This is a genomic window from Thermaerobacter nagasakiensis, from assembly GCF_055396825.1.
Window position 1 is genome coordinate 38813 of the sequence record NZ_AP043740.1, and the last position, 20881, is coordinate 59693.

General features: G+C 74.0%; 16 protein-coding genes. 7 read left to right on the forward strand and 9 right to left on the reverse strand.

Annotation, left to right across the window (positions count from 1 at the left end; all coding sequences use genetic code 11):
- Nucleotides 1-42: 42 nt before the first annotated feature.
- From ACZ5T9_RS00170 to mntR, 4 genes are all read left to right on the forward strand, one after another.
- Nucleotides 43-1767, forward strand: a complete 1725-nt coding sequence (locus ACZ5T9_RS00170; protein WP_464833319.1) for a VOC family protein — start codon at nucleotides 43-45, stop codon at nucleotides 1765-1767.
- A 98-nt stretch (nucleotides 1768-1865) separates the two neighbouring features.
- Nucleotides 1866-3254 (forward strand): M28 family metallopeptidase, encoded by a 1389-nt coding sequence (locus tag ACZ5T9_RS00175; protein WP_464833321.1) that lies wholly within the window; start codon nucleotides 1866-1868, stop codon nucleotides 3252-3254.
- 323 nt (nucleotides 3255-3577) lie between these two features.
- A complete protein-coding gene (locus ACZ5T9_RS00180) occupies nucleotides 3578-3979 on the forward strand; it encodes a cupredoxin domain-containing protein (RefSeq protein ID WP_464833322.1) in 402 nt (133 codons plus the stop codon).
- A gap of 302 nt (nucleotides 3980-4281) precedes the next feature.
- Nucleotides 4282-5001 carry a transcriptional regulator MntR gene (gene mntR / locus ACZ5T9_RS00185; protein WP_464833324.1) on the forward strand — a complete coding sequence of 240 codons (720 nt, stop codon included), beginning with the start codon at nucleotides 4282-4284 and terminating at the stop codon, nucleotides 4999-5001.
- Here mntR and ACZ5T9_RS00190 read toward each other — a convergent pair.
- Nucleotides 4967-5356 carry an SH3 domain-containing protein gene (locus ACZ5T9_RS00190; protein WP_006904397.1) on the reverse strand — a complete coding sequence of 130 codons (390 nt, stop codon included), beginning with the start codon at nucleotides 5354-5356 and terminating at the stop codon, nucleotides 4967-4969. The two genes, mntR and ACZ5T9_RS00190, sit on opposite strands and share 35 nt — an antisense overlap.
- A gap of 126 nt (nucleotides 5357-5482) precedes the next feature.
- On the opposite strand from ACZ5T9_RS00190, the gene ACZ5T9_RS00195 reads away from it, so the two are divergent.
- Nucleotides 5483-6205, forward strand: coding sequence for a thiamine diphosphokinase (locus tag ACZ5T9_RS00195; protein ID WP_464833325.1), 723 nt, complete (start codon nucleotides 5483-5485; stop codon nucleotides 6203-6205).
- A gap of 168 nt (nucleotides 6206-6373) precedes the next feature.
- On the opposite strand, the gene ACZ5T9_RS00200 is transcribed toward ACZ5T9_RS00195, so the two are convergent.
- The 7 genes from ACZ5T9_RS00200 to ACZ5T9_RS00230 form a co-directional block, all read right to left on the reverse strand.
- Nucleotides 6374-7372, reverse strand: coding sequence for an ABC transporter substrate-binding protein (locus ACZ5T9_RS00200; RefSeq protein ID WP_464833326.1), 999 nt, complete (start codon nucleotides 7370-7372; stop codon nucleotides 6374-6376).
- Between the two features lie 110 nt (nucleotides 7373-7482).
- Nucleotides 7483-8709 carry a bifunctional phosphoglucose/phosphomannose isomerase gene (locus tag ACZ5T9_RS00205; protein WP_464833327.1) on the reverse strand — a complete coding sequence of 409 codons (1227 nt, stop codon included), beginning with the start codon at nucleotides 8707-8709 and terminating at the stop codon, nucleotides 7483-7485.
- Nucleotides 8710-8842: 133 nt separating this feature from the next.
- On the reverse strand, nucleotides 8843-9340 hold the full coding sequence (locus ACZ5T9_RS00210; RefSeq protein WP_464833328.1) for a hypothetical protein: 498 nt from the start codon (nucleotides 9338-9340) through the stop codon (nucleotides 8843-8845).
- A gap of 3 nt (nucleotides 9341-9343) precedes the next feature.
- Nucleotides 9344-12055 (reverse strand): DNA-directed RNA polymerase subunit alpha C-terminal domain-containing protein, encoded by a 2712-nt coding sequence (locus ACZ5T9_RS00215; RefSeq protein WP_464833329.1) that lies wholly within the window; start codon nucleotides 12053-12055, stop codon nucleotides 9344-9346.
- A gap of 436 nt (nucleotides 12056-12491) precedes the next feature.
- Complete coding sequence (acs, locus tag ACZ5T9_RS00220; RefSeq protein ID WP_464833330.1) at nucleotides 12492-14465, reverse strand: acetate--CoA ligase; 1974 nt, start codon at nucleotides 14463-14465, stop codon at nucleotides 12492-12494.
- 345 nt (nucleotides 14466-14810) lie between these two features.
- Nucleotides 14811-16154: an MFS transporter gene (locus ACZ5T9_RS00225; RefSeq protein WP_464833332.1), complete on the reverse strand. Its 1344-nt coding sequence runs from the start codon at nucleotides 16152-16154 to the stop codon at nucleotides 14811-14813.
- Between the two features lie 521 nt (nucleotides 16155-16675).
- A complete protein-coding gene (locus tag ACZ5T9_RS00230) occupies nucleotides 16676-17518 on the reverse strand; it encodes a hypothetical protein (RefSeq protein WP_464833334.1) in 843 nt (280 codons plus the stop codon).
- 535 nt (nucleotides 17519-18053) lie between these two features.
- Here ACZ5T9_RS00230 and ACZ5T9_RS00235 point away from each other — a divergent pair.
- Together ACZ5T9_RS00235 and ACZ5T9_RS00240 are read left to right on the forward strand one after the other, a co-directional pair.
- Nucleotides 18054-18800: an N-acetylmuramoyl-L-alanine amidase family protein gene (locus tag ACZ5T9_RS00235; RefSeq protein WP_464833335.1), complete on the forward strand. Its 747-nt coding sequence runs from the start codon at nucleotides 18054-18056 to the stop codon at nucleotides 18798-18800.
- Nucleotides 18801-18823: 23 nt separating this feature from the next.
- Nucleotides 18824-20044: a glycosyl hydrolase family 18 protein gene (locus ACZ5T9_RS00240; protein ID WP_464833337.1), complete on the forward strand. Its 1221-nt coding sequence runs from the start codon at nucleotides 18824-18826 to the stop codon at nucleotides 20042-20044.
- Nucleotides 20045-20056: 12 nt separating this feature from the next.
- Here ACZ5T9_RS00240 and ACZ5T9_RS00245 read toward each other — a convergent pair whose 3' ends face one another.
- Nucleotides 20057-20827 (reverse strand): glucose 1-dehydrogenase, encoded by a 771-nt coding sequence (locus tag ACZ5T9_RS00245; RefSeq protein ID WP_464833338.1) that lies wholly within the window; start codon nucleotides 20825-20827, stop codon nucleotides 20057-20059.
- Nucleotides 20828-20881 lie beyond the last annotated feature (54 nt).

The following is a 20881-nucleotide window of genomic DNA, read 5'->3' on the forward strand; positions in this document are numbered from 1 at the left end:
GCCTTGCAGGCGCCACGCCAGCAAGCGGCAGGGAGGGCGACCATGGCCCGCGACACGACCGTGCCCCAGCAGCAGCGAGGAGAGCAGGTGGAGGGCATCCACCACGTCACCATGATCGCCGGCGATCCCCAGGCCAACGCGGACTTCTATGGCGGCGTGCTGGGGATGCGGCTGGTCAAGCGGACCGTGAACTTCGACGACCCGGGGACCTACCACTTCTACTTCGGCGACGAGACGGGCCGGCCCGGCACCCTGCTCACCTTCTTCCCCGTGCCCGGCGCCGGCCGCGGCCGTCACGGCGCCGGCCAGGCCACCCTGGTGTACCTCTCCGTTCCGGAAGGAACCCTGGACTATTGGCAAGAGCGCCTGGAAGGATTTGGCGTGGCCTGCCACCGGCGGCCGGGCCCCCTGGGCCGGCAGGCCCTGTTCTTCCAGGATCCCGACGGCCTGCCCCTGGCCCTGGTGGAGGAACCCGGCCCCGGCGGGCCGGGCTGGCCGGGCGGGCCCGTGCCCGCCACCGCCGCCATCGGCGCCGTCGCCGGCGTGCGCCTTACGGTTCGCGACATCGAACCCACGGCCAGGATCCTTCGGGAGCTCGGGTACCGGCCGGCGGGCGGCCGCTCCGGCCGGGAGCAGCCGGGATCCCAGGGGACGGATGGCGCTCCCGCCCCACCCGCCCCGCAGGAACCAGGGCCGGCCTCCCCGCCCCAGCTCTGGGTCGCCGGGCCGGGCGGCACCGGCCGCTGGCTGGAGCTGGCCGGCGACGCCCGTGCTCCCCGGGGCACCCTGGGGGCGGGCACGGTGCATCACGTGGCCTTCCGCACGCCCACGGACCGGACCCAGGCGGCCTGGCAGCAGCACCTCGCCCGGCTGGGCCTGCACGTCACGCCGGTCCAGGATCGCCAGTATTTCCGCTCCATATACTTCCGGGAGCCGGGGGGCGTGCTCTTCGAGATCGCCACCGATCCACCGGGTTTCTTGATCGACGAGGACCGGGACGCTCTGGGCACCGGGCTGCGCCTGCCGCCCTGGTACGAACCGGCCCGGGCGGCCCTGGAGCAGGCCCTGCCGCCGCTGCACCACCCCAGCGGTTTTGGGGAGCTGGGCTTCATCCACCGGTTCGCCCGCGGTACGGATGACCCCGATCGGGCCCCGGTGCTCTTGCTCCTCCACGGCACGGGAGGCGACGAGCACGACCTGCTGCCCCTGGGTGCCCATCTGTGGCCCGGGGCCGCCCTATTGAGCCCCAGGGGCCAGGTGCTGGAGGACGGCATGCCCCGGTTCTTCCGCCGCCTGGCGCCCGGCGTGCTGGACGCCGCCGACCTGCGCCGGCGGGCCGGCGACATGGCCCGGTTCGTCACCGCGGCGGCGCGCCGCTACGGTTTTGACCCGGGGCGGGTGGTGGCGGTGGGTTACAGCAACGGCGCCAACCTGGCAGCAGCCCTGCTGGTGCGCCACCCCCGGCTGCTGGCGGGGGCGGTGCTGTTCCGGCCCATGGCCGTTCCCGTGGAGGCCCCTGAGGCGGGTGCGCTGGCGGGGCGGCCGGTTCTCGTCGCGGCCGGGCGGCAGGACCCGGTGGTGCCTCCAGAGCAGAGCCTCCAGCTGGCCCGGACCCTGGAAGCCGCAGGCGCGGCGGTCACCCTGCACCGGGCCGGCACGGGCCACCAGCTGGAGCGGGCCGAGCTGGACGCCGCCGCCCGGTGGCTGGCCGTCGAGGCCCGCTGGCCGTGGCACGGCAGCGGGGAGGGCCCCGCAGCCACGGAGTGAAGGGCTCGAGGCGTCCACCCGAGAATCATTGCGGCAACGCGGAGGCCAGGGATGCAGCCCGGGCAATCCCGCCCCGTGCCGCCAGGGGGTGTGCCGCCATGGGCGGAACCAGGACGGCCGCTACCGGGGAGCCACCGGTGCCGGACCCGTGGGACGATCTGGAGTCCCTGTGCCGCCTTCCCCACCGGGGCACCTGTACGCCCGAAGAGGGGCGGGCGGCCCGCTGGCTGGCGGCGCGGCTGGCGGAGCTGGGCTTTGAGGTCGACCTGCAGCCCTTCACCGCGCCGCGCCACACCCTCTACCTGGGCCCCGGCCTCACCGGCCTGGTGCTGGCGGCCCTGGGCCTGGCCGGTGCCCGCTGGGCCGGCCCAGGAGCCGGCAGCGGGCTGCTGGCCCTTATGGCCCTTGTGACCCTGGTTCCCCTGCTGGGGGAGCTGGCCTTGTGGCCCGGCGGCATCCCCGTCAGCCTGGCCTGGGTGGTGCCACGGGGTCGTTCCCAGAATGTGGTGGCACGCTGGCCGCAAGGCGCCCCGCGCGCGGCAGCGGCCCGGCAGCCCGCCGAAGCGGGCCCGGGACCCTCGGCAGCGGGACTGCCGGCGGCCGGCCCGCAGGAGCCGCCCGGCGGCCGGCGGGGTGAGCCGGGGCCGCTGCACCTGGTGATCACCGCCCACTACGACACCCAGTGGGGCAGCTGGCTCTTCGCACCGCGCTTTCTGCCCTGGCTGCAGGCCTTTTTCGTTGCCGGGTATGCCGCCTTCGCCGCGGTGCCCCTCTTGCTGGCGGCCCGGGCCGCGGGGATGGTCGCCGCCGGGCCGCTGGCCGCGGCAGCCCTGGTTTCTGCGGCGGTGGCCGGGTTCCTCCTGCTCAGCTGGGCCACCGGGCGGCCCATCAACGGGGCCAACGACAACGGCTCCGGGGTCGCCGTGGCCCTGGCCCTGGCAAGGCGCTGGGCTGCGCGCCCCCTGCCGGGGGTCGAGCTGGTGGTGGCGTTGACGGGGGCCGAAGAGACGGGCATGCGGGGCATGGCGGCCCTGCTCTCCCACCCCTGGTTCCCGCGGCCGCGCGGGAACCGGGTGGCAGTGCTGAACATCGACAACGTAGGTGCCGGCCGGCTCCACTACCTGACGGCCGAAGGCATGCTGCTGCCCGTGCGCTACGACGCCTGCCTGGTCCAGGAGGCCCGCCGGCTGGCGGCGGCGCTGCCGGCCGGCCGGCTGACCCCGGGGCCGCGGCCCCTCCTGCCCACCGATGCCCTGGTCCCCGCGGCGCGGCGGATCCCGGCCATCACCTTCCTGGCGACCGGTCCCGGCGGGCGCATTCCCCATTACCACTGGCACACCGACCGCCTGGAGCACGTGGACCGTGCCCATCTGGCCGAAGTCGCCCGCGTGCTGTGGACCTACGTGGCCCAGCTGGCGGGTGAACCGCGCGCCGGCCGTTATCCGCCCGAGCGGGCTTCCGCGAACCGGCCCGGGACGTGGACCTGACTGGACCTGACGGCGCGGGCCCGCCGCGCGCCGGCCGTTACCCGGCCTGAACGGGTCCCTGCCGCGCCGGGCGGGCCCGCCGGGCGCGCTTCCGTCCCCAGGGCGGGCAGGCTATGGCTTGCGGGGACTCCGCTCGCCCGGGCCTTCGCGGCCCGGGCCCGAGTCCGGGGCCAGGGCCGGATCGGGTTCCGGGGCCGGCCGCGGCGCCGGCCCCGGTCGAGGGACGGGGGTTGAAATCGGTTATCCATCCGAGTGCGGGAACCTCCGGGATGGGATATAAAAGAACGGTGGACCGAAATCCCGTAAGGAGGGACTTGCCCAGCATGAAGCGCGCACGCCGTTCTCTGCTGGTGGTCGCGGCCCTGATGCTGCTGGCCCTGCCGGTCCTCGCCGCTTGCGGCGGCGGTGGCGGCGGCGGCAACGAGGGCAACGGTGGCGACCAGGCGGCCGGAAACAAGATCACGGTCACCGCCCAGAACATCTCCTTTGACCAGACGGAGATCAACCTGAAGAAGGGCCAGACCTACACCATCGAGCTGGTCAACAACGACTCCGTCCAGCATGACCTGGTGGCGGAGCAGCTCGGTCTGGAAATCGGCCTGACGGATCCCGGCAAGAGCACCTCCATCGAGTTCACGCCCCAGCAGACGGGCGACTTCGAGTTCATCTGCACGGTGCCCGGCCACTCCGCCACGATGAAGGGCACCATCCACGTCACCGAGTGACGTTCCCGGGTCGCCGAGGCACAGCAGGCCTGAAGCCCGGAAGCGGTGCGCGGTAACGCGCGGATCACATCCCCGCAAGCTCGGGAGGCAGCCGGCAGGCTGCCTCCCTTCTTGTCCTCTTGTCCCCCGCCGCCGGGTCCTTGCCCGGGCTGCCGGCGCCACCCGGGCCCCCTGGCGCGCCGCCTCCCCACGTAAGCTATATTGGTGGCGAGAACCCGCCGCCCGGCGGCCCGTCACCGGACCGGCGCCGCGCCACCAAGGTCCGGCGGGCCCCTCCCCAGGGCGGCAACGAGGTGACCCGGGTGCGGCCGACGCCCAGCATGGAAGACTACCTGGAGACCATCTACGAGCTCATCCGCAGCAAGGGCTACGCCCGGGTGAGCGACATCGCCCTGGCCCTGAACCTGCAGCCGTCCTCCGTCACCCGCATGGTCCAGCGACTGGACGAGCAGAACTTCGTCACCTACGAGCGATACCGGGGCCTGGTGCTCACGGAGCGCGGCGAGGCCATCGGCAGGGCCATGCGCCAGCGGCACGAGACGCTGGCCACCTTCCTGCGCCTGCTGGGCGTGCACGACGAGGAGGTGGTCCAGCAGGATGTGGAGGGCATCGAGCACCATGTCAGCCGCCAAACCCTGGAGCGCATCGAGCGGTTCGTCGCCTTCGCCCGGGCCAACCCCACGTGGATGAACCAGCTTCACGCCGCCATGAACACCGGCGGCAGCGCGGCCGGCCCTGGGAACGCGGGCGGCCCGCCCGCCGGGGAAACGGCCGGCGGGCCGGACGTCCCTGGCAGCAGGGGGAGCGGGAGGCCGGCCTGGGACGGGCCGGCGCGGGGTAGCGAGGCCCCCGCCGGGCTTGCCCGCCACCGGGCTGCCGGCAGCGGGGGCGACAGCGGGGCGGGTGGTGAGATTGCAGGCGGCGACGAGGCTCCCGGGGCCGCCCGCGGCCCGGACGGCCGCAGCCAGGCGGCCGGACCGGCCGGTTCTACCCGCCCGCCTCGCAGCGGACGTAATCCTTGAAAACGTAACCCGTCTCGCCCCCCACCAGCTGCACCTCGGCCCAGAACCCCTCGAAGGCCATGACGATGACCGGCGTCCCGCGGCCCACCCGGGCCAGGACCTCGGACTTGCCGGAGGGCCGCTGGCGGACGTTGACGTCATCGTGGGTGACGACGCCGAAACAATGGAACCGCTCGGGAACCCGGTCCTGGAACAGTTCGAGGCTCTGGAGCTGGAAGCGCTGGTAGTTGTACATCATCTGCGCCAGGCGCCGCTCCGTCTCCTTGGTGGCGGCATCCACCAGCTGCTTGTAGTGGTCGAGCAGGGGACGCTCCTGCTCCCGCAATTCGGCCGCCAGTTCCTTGATCCGCGACACGGTTCCTCCCCCTTCCGGTCAAGCGGCGTCGGCGGTGCCGGTGCACCGGCCGGCGGTGACCCGGCCGCCACCGGACCCGTATGACCCTATGCAGGGGAAGAACCGGACATGCCGGGAGGTGTTCCCTTGTCCCCCGTACCGGGAGCCCATCCCTTTTCCGAACCCTTCGGCTTTCTGCCGCCTCCCTCCCCGCCCTACGGCGTGGTGGTGGCAGGAGGTGACCTGGACGAACCGGCCCTGGTGGCCGAAACGGCCCGCCTGGTGGCCGGGGCGTCCCTCTGCATCGCCGCCGACGGGGGCCTGCGCCTTCTGCGGGCAGCCAGCCTCTGGCCGCACCTGCTGGCCGGCGACTTTGACACCCTGACCGCCGCCGAAGTGGAGGCGGCCCGGGCGGCCGGCGTGGAGGTCCGGCGCGTTCCCCCCGCCAAGGACTTCACCGACACCGAGCTGGCCCTGGACCTGGCCCGGCAGCGGCTGGGCCCGGCTCCCCTCTACCTGGTGGGCGGGGTGGGAGACCGGGTCGACCACACCCTGACCAACCTGTTGATGGCCGCCCGCTGGGTGGCCGGCGGCCACGCCCTCAGGGTGCTGGCCGCACCCGCCCACGTCGCGCCCCTGGTGGGCCCCGGCGAGGTCCGGTTCCAGGGCCGGCCGGGGCAGGTCGTCTCCCTGGTACCCCTCACCCCCCGGATGACCGGCGTGAGCACCGAAGGGCTGGTCTACCCCCTGGCGGACGCCACGCTGGCCTGGGGAACGGCCTACACCGTCAGCAACGCCCTGGCGGGTACCGAGGGGGCGTTTCGCGCCCGGACCGGGCTGGGGCTGGTGATCCTCCAGCGGCGGCACTGACCCGGCCGCCCGCACCCCGCAGCCCAGGGTGGCCGTGCCGTCGGCCGCCCTGGGGACGGTCCGGGTCGACCACCCGGGCACGGGCCGGAGCTGCGGTGCCGCCCCCGGCCGGCAGCCGCCCGCACCGCCGCAATCCGGACCGGAGCGGCGTTGCCCCGGCCCGGCCCCTCAGGGCGCCACCCGCAGGGGCACCAGCCGGTGCGGATCGCCTTCGAATGCGAGCCGCTCCGGGTAGAGCCACGCAGCCAGCCGTTCAAGGCCTTCCAGGGCCGCCGGGCCCGCCCCCAGCAGCTGGGCGGGCGGCAGGTAGAGCGCCGTGCCCACCGCCGGTCCGCCCGGCGGGACCATGGGCGTCAAAAGCGGGGTCACCACCCGCACGGGACCTGGGTGGCCCAGGGCCCGCCACCCCTCCTCGCCCGCCTGCCAGCCCGCACCAGCCCCGGCCGGGACGTCGAGCCGGGCCAGGCCTCCCCAGCGGCTGCGCGGGCGGTGCCACCACGCCGCAATCCCCGTCCCCCCTGCCCTTTCACCCGGCCTTCCCTCCGCCGGCAGGCGCCCCCCGGCCCGCCGCACCAGGGTGGCCACCGGGCTGCCCGGCTGCGCCCAGACCGGCGGTTGATCCCACGCCAGCACCACCACCACCGGCCGTTGCGCCTCGGGCACCCCGGCCACGGCGGCTGCGACCCGATCGAGCCGGCGCCGGTAGGCCGCGGCCAGCTCCTGGCCGCGGCCGGGCTGGTTCAACCACCCGGCCAGGCGCCGGGCAGCAGCGGGGAGCTGGTCCACGTCCCGCCACCGCAAGGTGGCCGCCGGCCAGCCCAGGGCCCGCAATCGTGCCGCCAGCCCCGGCTGGCGGGTCACCGCCGGCAGGACCACCAGGCCTGCACCGCTCGCCCGCAGGCGCTGCTCTTCGGCTCCGGCGGGGAGGACGATGACGGCCTCCTCGCCCAGCAGCGCCCGGGCCAGGTCGCAGAGATCCCGGCCGCTGCAGGCCACCCTCCGGGGCGGGCCGGGCAGCGCCACCCGCTGGCCGAGATCGTCCCGGAACACCCAGCGGCCCGGCGCCGGGGCGGGGGAACGGGCGGCCGCCGCCACCCAGCCGGCGGCCAGGCCCGCAAGGGCCGCGGCCACCCAGACCCATCGCCGGCGGAAAAAGTTCACGGGCACCGGGATTGCCCCTCCCGGTGCCCATGGCTATGTCCCCGCCCGGCGAGAAAGACCGCGTTCTCCCGCCGGCACAGACCATCTCCCGCCGGCGGGTTTCAACCCGCCGGCTTTCAGTTCGAAGATCCGCCCGCTCCCACCGGCAGGGCCGCCAGCCTCTCCTTGAGCCGCTGGATGCTGGCGATGGCCGAGGGGTCAAGGCCCCTCAGCAGGGCAGCGTAGACCGAAACGAAATCGCCGAAATAGGAAAGGCTGAGCAGCTGCGCCAGGCGGCTCCGGCCGTGCCCCGCGACGGTGACCCAGCCGGCCCGGCCGTCCACCAGCTCGGCGGTGATGGCCATGCGCGTCCGGTTCCGCGGGTGGTCCGGGCCGGCCTGCAGGCAAACCACCAGCGGCCGGTGCGATGCCCCGTCCCGCCCGCCGCTGCCGGTTCCACCCGCCGCCCCGTCCAGGGGCACTCCCTCCCAGCCCATGATCTCGTTGTGGTTGAGCTCGGGGAACGCGTGGTAGTGCGCCAGCAGCTTGGCGTTCTCGTTCAGCTGGCACTGCCAGCGGTAGGCCGCCGCCTGGCCCAGGCGCCCGGCGCCGTAGATGAACACCGGCCGCTCCAGAAGTTGCCGCGCCAGCCGGTGGGCGGGGCCTTCCGGGCCGCCGGGTTCCAGCTCGCGGGCCTGGCGGCGCAGGACGGCGATGGCTTCTTCCACCTGGGCCGAAGGATCGCCCATGCCGGTCCAGGCGCAGGTGAGGTACAGAACCGGTAGCATCAGGTAGCCCAGGGCGGCCCGGGGCGCCAGGCCGCCGGGCACCCGGACCTGCCGGACCGGCCGCCCGGCCGCCTCCGCCGCGGCTGCCCGCTCCAGCAACGGCCCGCCGCTGGCGACCGCCACCACCGCCGCCCCCCGGGCGAGGGCTTCTTCGAAAGCGCTCTGGGTCTCCTCGGTGGCCCCGGAGTAGCTGACGGCAAAGACCAGGTCCCCGGTCCCCACCCAGCCGGGCAGGCCGTAATCCCGGTGGACCACCACCGGGACCGGCGCTTCCGGCTCCAGAACCGCCGCCACGAAGTCGCCGCCGATGGCCGACCCGCCCAGGCCGGCCACCAGCACGGCCCGCGGGGTGCCCGCCAGGGGCCGGGGCAGGTTGGCCGCCTCCCGGCCCAGCCGCAGGGCTTCCTCCAGCTGGTGGGGGAAGGCCGCGACCGCGCCCAGCATCCCTTGCCGGTCTAGTTCCCGCAAGGCTGCCCAGTCGGGAACCACCGTCCCCGGCCCCGCGGCTGCCGGTGCCGGGGGCGGCGCCCCTTCCTCCTGCCGTGACGGGTTGCTTACCCGCTGGTTCGAATCCATCCGCTGGGCCTCCCTTTGCGCCAGTCCCTCGATCCGCCGGCACCGGCCCGCTAGCCGCCCTCCCGGACCAGGGGTCCGGCAAGGGGTGCGGGGAGCCGGCCGCGGCCGGCCTCCCGGCGCCGGCCGGTAACCGCTACCCGTCGCGAGGGTTGCCGCCCGGTTCCGGTTCTTCCCCCAGCGCTGCGGCCTCCGCCGGGCCCCCGCCCCCCAGGGGCGGGATCACGTCGACGCGGGCCTGGGGCGCCGCGGGCCAGCCCGGGGGGGCTGCAGCGACCACCCCGGAGCCCTCCAGGGCGGCGGCCGCCGCGTCGGCCAGGTCGCCGCCGCCGGGCAAGCCGGCGGCACCGAACCCGCCCGGCGGCACGACCAGCCGGTAAGGCATGTAGAGGCGCAGGCGCGAGCCCTCGCCCACAGGCCACAGCCCCAGGGCGAAGAGTTCCGCCTCGATCTGCACGGGGTTGGCGTCCAACCCCCGCGACCGGCACCAGTCCCCCAGAGCCTCCAGGTCGACCACCCGGTCCGGTCCCGACCAGGAGGCCACCACGTCGGCCAGGATGGCCCAGGCCGTCGCCGGCGTCTCCACCCACGCCGCCGGCAGGTGAACGGGGCGGCGGGGCCAGAGGCGGGTCACCGCCTAGTCCCACAAGGCGGCCCGGGCCAGGGCGCCCCGGCCGCGACCCCCGCCGGCAGCCGCCGGTTCGTCCGCCGCGGCGGCCGCTGCGGCGCCGCTGGGCTCTCCCGCCCCGCCCGCCGGTGCCACCCGCTCCGGGACCAGCAGGGAAATCCAGGGGTCGAACCAGGCGGTAACCAGCCATTGCCGGCGCAGCCGCTCCAGCAGCTCGGGGCCCGGCTCCTCCCCCCGGGCGCCGGCGGCCCGGCGGATGCGGTCCGCCAGCCAGCCGGCGGCCTGGTCCAGGGCCGGCACGGCGGACTCCCGGTGCCCTGCGGGCCCGGTTCCGCCAGCGCCCCCGTCCCCGCCCGCGGCGGCGGCGACGTCAAGGGCCGGCCCTGCATCCCCCTGGGCCAGCTGGCGGAAGGCTCCGTGGAGCACGACGGCGTGGGCGAAGGCCGGGTCGGCCAGAGCCAGGGCGGCCAGCTGGTCGATCTCGCCGCCCGCCCGGACCCACCCGTCGTTCAGGGACGTGGCCGTCCAGGTGTCCTCCACGCCCGTCAGCCAGCCCATGGTGGCCAGGTAGGCGATGACCTGCCGGGCCTGGGAACGCTGCCGCCAGCGGCCCAGGTACGAGGTGAGTTGGGACGTGTCGTACACGTGACCGGCCAGAAGCTCGGCCAGCAGCCCGCGTACCGCCGCCAGGTTGGTGGGGCGGGGGCCATAGGAAGGCACCCGCACCGTCCCCGCGGACCGGGGGTCCGTCGCCAGCCACGCGGCCAGGCCGAACCGGTCCCGGCCGTAGCGCAGTACGGCGGTGTCCTCGTTGAGGGCCCGGGCCACCGTCCGCCGCGGGTAGCTGCGCACCCGCTGGACGGCCGCGACCACCTGGTCCAGGCTGGCCGGCTCCCCGGCTTCGGCCAGGGCATCGCGGCACAGCTGCGCCAGGTTCCGCTCCGGCTGCCGTTCCCAGTGGCTCAGGCCGTAAATCCCCCGGTCCACGCGGCGGAAGGGCTCCCCCGACGACAGGATGGTCAACACGTGGGTCGGCGGCATCTTCCGCCCTTCGGGCAACAGCTGGTTGACCAGCCGGGTGAGCTCGGCGTAGTGCAGGGGCCGCCCGTGCCGCTGCAGCGCCTGGTAGACGTAGTCCCGGGCCCGCATCCGTCGTCCCGCGCGCCAGCTGGCAAGGCCGTAGGTCCCGCCGGGGAAGCGGGCGAAGGAAGCCTGGGTGGTCACCACCGCCCGGGCCAGCGCCTCCGCAGGGGCGGGCAGGTCCCCCATGCCTTCCTCCAGGTGGGCGGCCAGTTCGGCCAGGGCCAGCGGGCGGCCGGCCGCCGCCAGGAACTCCTGCAGGCGCCGGGCCGCCTCCGGCAGGTGCTGGGCGATCTCCGCCGTCGACCAGGTCGACCCCGCCACCCGCCGCAGCCCGGGCGTCACGTGCACCAGCAGGCCCACCAGCCGGACCGCCTGGTCGGTCGACTCGGGCACGCCCACGGTGCCGTCCTGGCGCAGGGCCTCGGCCAGCTCGGCAGGCCCCGCGGCGCCGCAGCGGGTCGCCGCAGCCCGGACCGCGTCCACCAGCGGCTGGAAGCGCTCCAGTCGTGCCCGGGCCCTGGCGCGGCGCAGGGCCCGCCCCTGCACCACGCTGACCCACTGGCGGGTGGTCTGCCAGCGCGCGGCGATGGCCGACAGGTCGTGGGCTTCCTCCCCCAGCAGGCCGTACCGCAGGGCCAGCACTTCCCGCTCCCGGTCGGGCAGCGGCTCGATCAGCTCCTGCAGCCAGTCCTCCAGCCGGCGGGGGAACGCTCCCCTGCGGCTGCACTCCTGCCGGTACTGGTGCAGGCTTTGCAGAACGGCCGCGACGCCGCTCTCCCCGAGCCCGCGCAACCGGCGCAGCCCTTCCTGCGTAAAGCCGGCCAAGGCCCCGACGGTGTGCAGCCCCGCCCGCTGCAGGGCGGTGACGACCCGGCGCGGCAGGAGCAGGGCACCGATGGGAGCCGGATCGTCCATCAGGTCGGGGGCCAGGGGGTCGCCGGTGGCACCGCCGGGTGGCGGCAAGGGCCGGCCCGATTGCAGGGCGTCCAGGCGATGGCAGATCTCCGCCAGCGAGCGGGGCCCGAGCCCTCGCAGCCGCTGCAGCCCCGGTTCCCCCAGCTCCAGCAGCTGGCCCACGGTCTGGATCCCGGCCCGGCGCAGGGCCCGGTAGGCCCGCTGGCCCAGCGCGAGATCGTCCACGGGCCGCCGGCGAACGGCCTCGGGGAACCGCTGGGGGTCGTACCGGGTGGCCCGGGCCAGCAGCTGCCGCTGGTAGGCTCCGTCGGCCATGACCCGCGCCAGCTCGGTGACCAGGGCCAGCAGGCCCCGGGTCCCCATGCCGCGGGCGGCCAGAAGCCGCGGGTCATGCCGCCAGGCGAGATCGCCCACGGTCTCGTAACCCCGCTGCTGGAGCGCCAGGCGGACCCGAGGCGGGATGTCCAGCAAGTCGAGGGGGATCCCCGCCAGGCCGGCAGCAGCGGCCGCGGCGCCGGGTTCGCCTGCGGCGCCGCTCCGGTCCCCGGCCCGGTGGTCGCCGGACGAACCGGCCTGCGCCGGCGCCGGCTCTAGAGCCGGGGCCCGCCCTCCGGCGGGCGCCGCCTCCTGGGGCTGGTCCAGGCGGGGCCCTGCGCCCCCGGTGTCCGGCCGTTCCAGGTGCGGTGCGCCAGGCGCCAGGGGCCCATCAGGCGCCAGTTCCATTCTTTCCCCTCCGTACGGGCGCCGCCCAGCGGCCGCGGGAGGCCGGCCCGGCCGCCCACGGGCCATGGAGCCGCAGGGCCGGGGGTGCCGCCGGTGCGGTGACCAGTGGGGGTCGCCACCCACCGACCGCGCATTTTCGACAAAACCTGTCGAACGATGGCGAAGGAGGGGGCGACCACTTATATCAATCGTGTTCGATTGTAAACTTTTCTTGACGCTTTCAACCAGAGCGGATCGCAAAAAGCCTGCCCCACCCGACCAGAGCGGTTGGCCGGGACCATGCGAAGCAACAGAGGGCATGATCCCGGCCGGGCGTGGCGGGCGGTGGGCTGGTCATCCGCCCTCACCGGAAAGGGACCGGGATCCCGCAGGACCCCGGTCCCCGGCCGGGAGCTGGCCCGGTCCGCCCGCCAGCAGCAGGCTGGTGAGCGGGTGGTCAGCGGGCAGGCTGGGAGGCGTACATCTGGCGCAGCTGCTCCGGAACGTCGGGATCACGCAGGGTGGTGGTATCGCCCAGCTGGCGCCCTTCCACGATATCCCGCAAGAGGCGCCGCATGATCTTGCCGCTGCGGGTCTTGGGCAGGTCGGGCACGAACAGCACCCGGTCGGGCCGGGCGATGGGGCTGATCACCTTGGCCACGTGCTCCTTGAGTTCCGCCTCCAGCTCGGGACCGCCCTGCCGGCCGGCCTCCAGGATCACGAAGCCCACGGGCACCTGGCCCTTGACCGGGTGAGGTGCCGCGATCACCGCCGCTTCCGCCACGGCCGGGTGGGACACCAGCGCACTCTCGATCTCCATGGTGCTCAGCCGGTGGCCCGCCACGTTCATCACGTCGTCCACCCGGCCGAGCACCCAGAAGTAGCCGTCTTCGTCGATCTTGGCGCCGTCGCCGGGGTAGTACACATCCCGGCCCCACTTGGACCAGTAGGTGTTGACGTAGCGCTCCTCGTCGCCCCAGATGCCCCGCAGCATGGAAGGCCAGGGGCGCAGGATGGCCAGGTAGCCGCCGCCCTGGCCGGGCGGTACGGGGTTGCCCTGGTCGTCCAGCACCGCCGCCTTGATCCCGGGGAAGGGCCGGGTGGCGCTGCCGGGCTTGGTGACCGTCACCCCGGGGAGCGGGGTGATCATGATGGCCCCCGTCTCCGTCTGCCACCAAGTGTCCACGATGGGGCAGCGGCCGCCGCCGATGTGCTCGTGGTACCACATCCAGGCCTCCGGGTTGATGGGCTCGCCCACGCTGCCCAGGAGGCGCAGGCTCGAGAGGTCGTGCCGGCGGGGATACTCCGGCCCGTCGGCGGCAAAGGCCCGGATGGCCGTGGGAGCCGTATAGAAGATGGTCACGCCGTACTTCTCGACGATCGCCCAGGGCCGGTCCTTGTCGGGCCAGTCGGGCGCCCCCTCATACATCACCGTGGTGGCACCGTTGGCCAGCGGGCCGTAGACGATGTACGAATGGCCGGTGATCCAGCCGATGTCGGCCATGCACCAGTACACGTCGTCCTCGTGGAGGTCGAAGACCCACTTGGTGGTGGCATACACGCCCGTCAGGTACCCGCCCGTGGTGTGGACGATGCCCTTGGGCCGCCCCGTGGTGCCCGAGGTGTACATCATGAAGAGCATGTCCTCGGCGTCCATCGCTTCGGGCGGGCACAGCCGCTGGGCCTGTTCCATCAGCTCGTGCCACCAGCGGTCCCGGCCCGGCGTGAAGGGCACCTCATGGCCGGTGCGCCGCACCACCACCACGGCCTCCACATCCTGCTTGCCCGCCAGCAGCTTGAGCGCCTCGTCGGCCTGGGCCTTGAGCGGAACCACCTTGCCCCGGCGGTAGAACCCGTCACAGGTGACGAGGAACCGGGAGCCGGCGTCCTCCATGCGCGAGGCCAGGGCCTGGGGGCTGAAGCCGGCGAACACCACCGAGTGGGGCGCGCCGATGCGGGCACAGGCCAGCATGGCGATGGGCAGCTCGGGGATCATGGGCAGGTAGAGGGTCACCCGGTCGCCCTTCTTCACGCCCAGGCCCTTGAGGACGCTGGCGAACCTGTTCACTTCCCGGTAGAGGTCATAGTAGGTCAGGGTGCGGGTATCCCCCGGCTCGCCCTCCCAGATGATGGCGGCCTTGTTCCGCCGCGGCCCGCGGATGTGCCGGTCGACGCAGTTCACGCTGGCGTTGAGCTTGCCGCCGAGGAACCACCTGGCGTGGGGCGGGTTCCACTCCAGCACCCGGTCCCACTTCCGGAACCACTCCAGCTCTTCCGCCCATCGGGCCCAGAAGCCCTCGGGATCCCTTTCCGCCTCCTCGTAGACCGACTCGTCCCGCACGTGGGCGCGGGCCCGGAAGGACTCGGGGGGTGCGAAACGCCGTTCTTCCCGGAGCAGGGCGTCGATGGGCCTTCCTGCCGCGTCTGCCATGGTGTCCCCTCCCTCTGCGGGCTCGGTCCCGCCGGAATTCGTCCCCTGTAGCTCTAATTAGAACGGAACTCGCTCGGATCCTGCGGCCGGCGCCCAACCCCTCCTCCGCGGGAACCGCCCAAACGGGTCCCGCACGTCCCTCCGCCCTGGGCCCCGGGACCCGGTTGACGCGAGGCGGGCCCCGGCGATCGCCACCGCGGCGACCGGGCATGGCGAAGCAACCGGGCCGGGGCGGAACGATCGCGACCCCACCGTACGGCCCTTGCCGGCCCCGGGCAAAAGCCGGCCCCGCGGCGCCGCCAGGGCCCGCGGGGCCGGCGCCCACCGGCCCGTTCGTCCGCCGGGTCAGTCGGCGGTGGCTTCGGTGGCATGGGTCTCCTGCCAGATGGACACCACGCTGGTCTCCTTCAGCAGGAAGGTCCCCACCACGAAGGTGACCAGGGCCACCGCCGTGGGATACCAGACGCCGGCATAGATGTTGCCCGTGCTGGCCACCAGGCTGGCCGAGATGTACGGCGTGAGGCCGCCGAACCAGCCGTTGCCCAGGTGGTAGGGCAGCGACAGGGCGGTGTAGCGGATCTTGCCGGGGAAGGTCTCGACCAGGAAGGCGGCGATGGGCCCGTAGACCATGGTGACGTAGAGCACCTGAATCCAGACCAGTAGGGTGAGCACCACCGGATTGCCGGCGTTCTGGTGCATCAGCTGGTACAGCGGATAGTAGGTCAGGGCAGCGATCAGGTTGCCTGCCATCATGATCGGCTTGCGGCCGATGCGATCCGACAGGTGGCCGAAGACGACGAAGAAGGGCGTGCCCAGGGCCAGGGCGACGGCCACGATGATGTTGGCGGTGACGAAGTCGACCTTCAGGGTATTCTGCAGGTAGACCAGGGCGTAGAACTGGCCCGTATACCAGACCACCGCCTGCCCGGCCGTGGCACCCAGCAGGGCCAGCAGGACCAGCTTCCAGTTGCGGAACGTCTCTCGTATCGGCGCCTGGGTGGTCTTGCCCTGGGCCTTGAGCTGCTGGAACAGGGGCGATTCCTGCAGGCGCATGCGCATCCACGCCGAGAGCACCAGCAGCACGGCGGAGAGCAGGAAGGGGATTCGCCATCCCCAGGCAGCAAAGGCTTCCGGGCTCATGGACAGGCGGACGATGAGGATGACACCCAGCGAAACGAACAGGCCCAGCGTGGCCGTGGTCTGGATGAAGGACGTGTAGAACCCGCGCCGGCCGTCGGGGGCGTGCTCGGCCACGTAGGTGGCCGCGCCGCCGTACTCGCCGCCCAGGGCCAGACCCTGCAGGAGCCGCAACACCAGGACGATGAGGGGTGCGGCAATGCCGATCTGGCTGTAGGTGGGTACCAGGCCGATGGCCGTGGTGGCACCGCCCATGATCAGAAGGGTCATCAGGAACGCGTACTTGCGGCCGATCAGGTCCCCCAACCGCCCGAACACCAGGGCGCCGAAGGGCCGCACCAGGAACCCGGTGGCAAAGATGGCCAGGGTGTTGAGCAAGGCGACGGTCGGGTTCCCCTTGGGAAAGAAGGCCGAAGCAATGACGGTGGAGAGGCTGCCGAAGATGTAGAAATCATACCACTCGATGATGGTACCGCCGGCCGAGGCTGCGATGACACGCCAGATGTTCCGGCTGTCCGCAGGCCCGGCCGCAGTGGCACTGACGGCCCCCATACAGGAAACCTCCCCTCTCGCGGTCCCTGGAACGCTCCTGTCCGGGCGCCCTGCCGGCCAGGGCCCCCACCGGTCCCCAGTACCGGTGCGAAGCCCCTGTCTTTCCCCGTGATGGCGCCGCCGTGATCCAGAGGGTCGTCACCGGTCCGCAGTACCGGCGCGATGCCCCTGCCTTTCCCTCCGGCTCCCGCCGGCAGCTTTCTCCCTCCCCTTCTCTTTCATCGCCCCCTTTCAGCGCCATGGCTTCCGGCCGGGGCACGCCTGTTCCAGGAACGTCCCATGGCACGATATGGGATGCCTAATTCCGCGCCGGCGGCCCAAATCCTGCCGGCCGCGGGTGGCGGGCACCTTCAAGACAACGAATTTCTTGTCCAGGCCTGGAACTTTAAAGCGGGTTCCGCTAGGGGGTGGAGATGAAGGGACGAAAAGCGGCGCAATAGCGGGCAGTACGGTGATTGCCGGCGGGCTTCCTGGCCGGGGCCAGGGTGCCGGCCCAGGCTGCCGGCACCGTCCAGGGGCATCTAGAAGCGGCTCCTTGCCACCCGGGCGGCGAGCCACCGTGTGGCGAAGAACACGCCGACCGCCAGGGCCAGGCTGGCGGCCCCCGCCGCCAGGTAGCCCACCGTCGCGTAGGGAGCCAGGGTCGCGCGGGTGAAGGCCAGGGCCGTGTCCAGCGGCAGGGCCTCCCGCCAGCCGTGGGGGAAGCCGGCCACCATCCACTGGCCGGCCATGCCGAAGAGGTACAGGGCCAGGCGCTCCAGAAGAACCGGCCAGGCCGCGAAGGTCGCCGGGTAGAGCCAGCCCCGGCCCCCGGCGGTGCAACCCGTGTAGACACCCGCCACCACGTAGGGAATCACCACCAGGGCCGCCGCCATCCGGCCTGCCCCCTGGGCGCCGGCGCCGAAGAGGGTGCTGCCCGCCGCGGGCACCGCGCTGTAGACCGCCGTCAAGGCGTAGGTGACCGCCAGGAGGAACCAGCCCAGGGGCGCAGGATCCACCGGGGGTGGAAGGTCGCCGTCCTCGGCCGGCAAGGTTTCCCGGCCAGGGATCGCCGGGGTCGCCTGCCCTGCCTCCGGCGCCCCGGGCCGGCGCTGGAGCCGGGGAAGCCACCGGCGCCGAAGGCGCCGGGGACCCGCCTCCGCCCCCCGCGCTGCCTGTTCCCCCAGGCGCAGATCCTGTTCCACCCCCTGGGCCCGGACGTCAGCAGGCCGGATCAACAGCAGGTCACGGCCGCCCGACCCGCCGGCCCCGCCCTCCCCGGCTCCACCCGCCGGCCCGGGTCCGGCCGCCTTCCCGCCTCCCGCGGGCGGCCCCGCCCGGCGGCGGGACTCCTCGGGTACCTGCCGGCCGTCTGCACGGGACATCCAAGCCACCCTCCCCCGGGCGAAGCCACCACCATCCAGGTCACGCCGTGCCCGGCACAGGTCACGCCGTGGCCGGCGCCCGACCGTCCGGACCGGGCACCCGACGCCGCCGTCCCTGCCCTCTCCCCGGGCAGGCCACGTCCCGGACCATGCCCCCGGCAGTCCGGGCCGCGCTCCGGCCGCTTTCCCGCCGGCGCCCCCGGAGCCCGGCCCCTTCCGCCGCCCGGCGTCCTCTGCCCGTCAGTTCCCTCCCGCACGGGCGGGTTCCTCCCGCCGGGCCTCCCCGTCCCGGACGACCGGACGCTCCACGGCTGCGGCGGGCATCCGGGCCAGAACCCGCGCGGTCCCGAGCCCCGGTTCGTCCCCACGGTTCTTCCCCACAAGATCCGCGACGCCCTTGCATACATCGCACCGGAGGCCCCGGACCGGGAGGAATGACGGAACCCGTCCGTGCCGGGCCGGCCGGCGGCGGCCTGCCGGACCGCCCCAGCCCCCGCGCCCACCGGTCCAGCCCAGCCGGAGGAGGTGGAGACCCGTGCCTGCCCGCAGGCGGCGCCCAGGCCCGGTGCGGGATTCCGGCGGGGAGACGGCACTGCTGGCCGTACTTGCGGCCGTGCTGGTGCTTGTGCTCCTGTCCCAGCGGGCCCATGCTCCCGCCCCCTCGAACCGCGACGGCCCGGTCATCGTGCTGGACCCGGGCCACGGCGGCATCGACGGCGGCACCCACCTCCAGGGGCGCATTCTGGAAAAGGACCTCACCCTGCAGCTGGCCCAGGCGATGGCGCCCCTGCTGGAAGCCTCCGGGTTCCGCGTGGTCCTGACCCGCACCGCCGATTACGCCCTGGCCCCCGGCGACGACGACGCCAGCGTGCGCCGCGACCTGGAGGAGCGGCTGCGCATCACCCGCGACGCCCGGGCCGCCGCCCTGGTCAGCCTGCACGTCAACGCCGCCCGGGACAGCCGCCTGCGAGGCCCCATCGTCTTCTACCAGTTCGGGGACGAACCCGGCCGCCGCCTGGCGCTGGCCGTCCAGGCGAGCCTGAACGCCGCCTTCCCGCCGGAGGCCCGCAACGAGGCCCTGCCCGCCGACTTCTTCCTCCTCGCGAAGGCGGGCCGCCCCGCCGTGCTGGTGGAGTTCGCCTTCCTGACCAACCCCGCCGACCGCGCCATCCTGCTGAGCCCCCAGGGCCGCCGGCACCTGGCCGCCGCGGCGGTGGAAGGCCTGGTCCGGGGGCTGGCCCAGCTGGGTGTCCGGGCGCATGGCGTTCCCCCGGGTCGGTGACACTGCGGGCGGAGGGATGCCCGATGAACCCGCACCCGTGTCGCCGCCGGGGGTGGAGCCTGCTGCCGCCGCGACGCAGCCCAGCCGGCGTGCCCCCCGCCCGCCCGGGACGGCGGCGGGGAGTCCCTGCCGTCACCGCCCTGCTGCTGATCGCCCTGTTCCTCGGCGCCTGCCGGGCCGGCGGCCCGGCCTCCCGTGCCCCCGCCAAGCCGGGGCCCGGCGCAGGGCCCGGCACGGGCGGCGCCGCGGACATCGTCGGCAAGGACCCCGTGGTCTACGGGTTCTACACCGAACCCGAACCGCCCCTGGCCGGCTCCTTCGAGACCATGGTCCGCCACGCCCGGGACCTGGATGTGATCGTGCCCTTCTGGTTCCGGCTGGCGGAAAGCGGGGACGGCACCATCGAAGCCTACGCCGCGCCGCCGCCCGAGCGCCGCAAGCAGGTGATCCGGGAAGCCCACCGGCGCGGCCTCAAGGTGGAACTCATCGTCCACAATCTGCTCTACGGCTCGGGCGAGCGCAGCGCGGCCACCGCCCGCCGGTTCCTCCGGGACCCCCAGGCCCAGGAGCGGGCCGTCCGCGGCATGCTGGACATCATGCGGCAGGAGGGCTACGACGGCATCCACATCGACCTGGAGACGGTGCCGCCGGAAGAGCGCCCGCGGCTGACGGCCTTCGTCCGCAAGGTGCGGGACGCGCTACCGGACGGCAAGCTCCTCAGCATCGCCGTCTTCCCCCGGGACCGGGACGACCGCACGGACCCCAACACGGGCGTGTACGACTACGCCGCCCTCGGTGAGGCCGTCGACTTCTTCATCCTGATGACCTACTCCGAGCACCGGGCGGACACGCCGCCGGGTCCCCTGGCGTCCCTGGACTACGTCGACCGCATGGTGCGCTACGCCCTGCGCTACGTACCGCGGGACAAGGTGATCGTGGGCCTCGGCGCCTTCGGCTTCGACTGGGGCGGCGGCACCTTCCCGCGCTACCTGGATCACGCCCAGGCGGTGCAGCTGGCCCGCCAGCAGGGCGTGGACGTGCGCTGGGACGACCGGGCCCGGGTACCCTACTTCACCTACACGGCCGAGGACGGCTCCAGCCACGCGGTGTACTTCGAAAACGCTCGCAGCTGGGCGGAGAAGATCAACCTGGTTCGGCGGCACCGGGTGCGGGGCGTCGCCATCTGGCGGCTGGGGATGGAAGACCCGGCGGCCTGGCGGGAGATCGCCCGCAGGCTCCGGTGAATCCGAGGCCGGTCAGAGGTAGATCATCTTCACCGTCATCCCGCCGTCGACCACCAGGTTCTGGCCGGTGATGAACCCGGCCTCCGGCGACACCAGAAAGGCGCAGGCGGCGGCCACGTCTTCGGGCCGGCCCACCCGGCCCACCGGATGCTGGGCGTGGTCCTGCTCCCCCACGGGCTCGTGGCCCGTGTCGATCCAGCCCGGGCTGATGGCGTTGACCCGGATGCCGTAGCGGCCCAGGCTGACGGCCAGGGCGTGGGTCAGGGCCAAAAGCCCCCCTTTGGCCGCCGCGTAGGGCTCCCCGTCGGGTTCGGACATGAGGGCGCGGGTCGAGGCGATCTGCACGATGGCGCCCCGCCCGGCCTGCCGCATGTACGGCACCACGTGGCGGGCACAAAGGTAGGCGCCCGTCAGGTTCACCGCCAGCACCCGCTGCCAGGTGGCTTCGGCCGCCTCGTGCTCCAGGGGGACGAACCCGCCGATGCCGGCGTTGTTGACCAGGATGGTGGGCGGTCCCAGCTCCCTGGCCACCTGGGCCATGGCCCGGACCACCGCCCCGCTGTCCGCCACGTCGGCCTCGACGGCCACGGCCCGCCCGCCCGCGCCACAAGCCTCTCCGGCCGTTCGCCGCGCCCCCGGGCCGTCGATGTCCAGCACGCCCACCGCCGCGCCTTCCGCCGCCAGCCTCAGGGCGATGGCCCGCCCGATGCCGCGGGCCGCCCCCGTCACCACCGCCACCGCCCCGGCCAGCCGACCGGCCGTCCACGGCTCCTTCTGCCGCATCGCCCGGCACCTCCTGGTATATTGGGGAAGAACGGGCCCCGGCCGCCCGGAAGG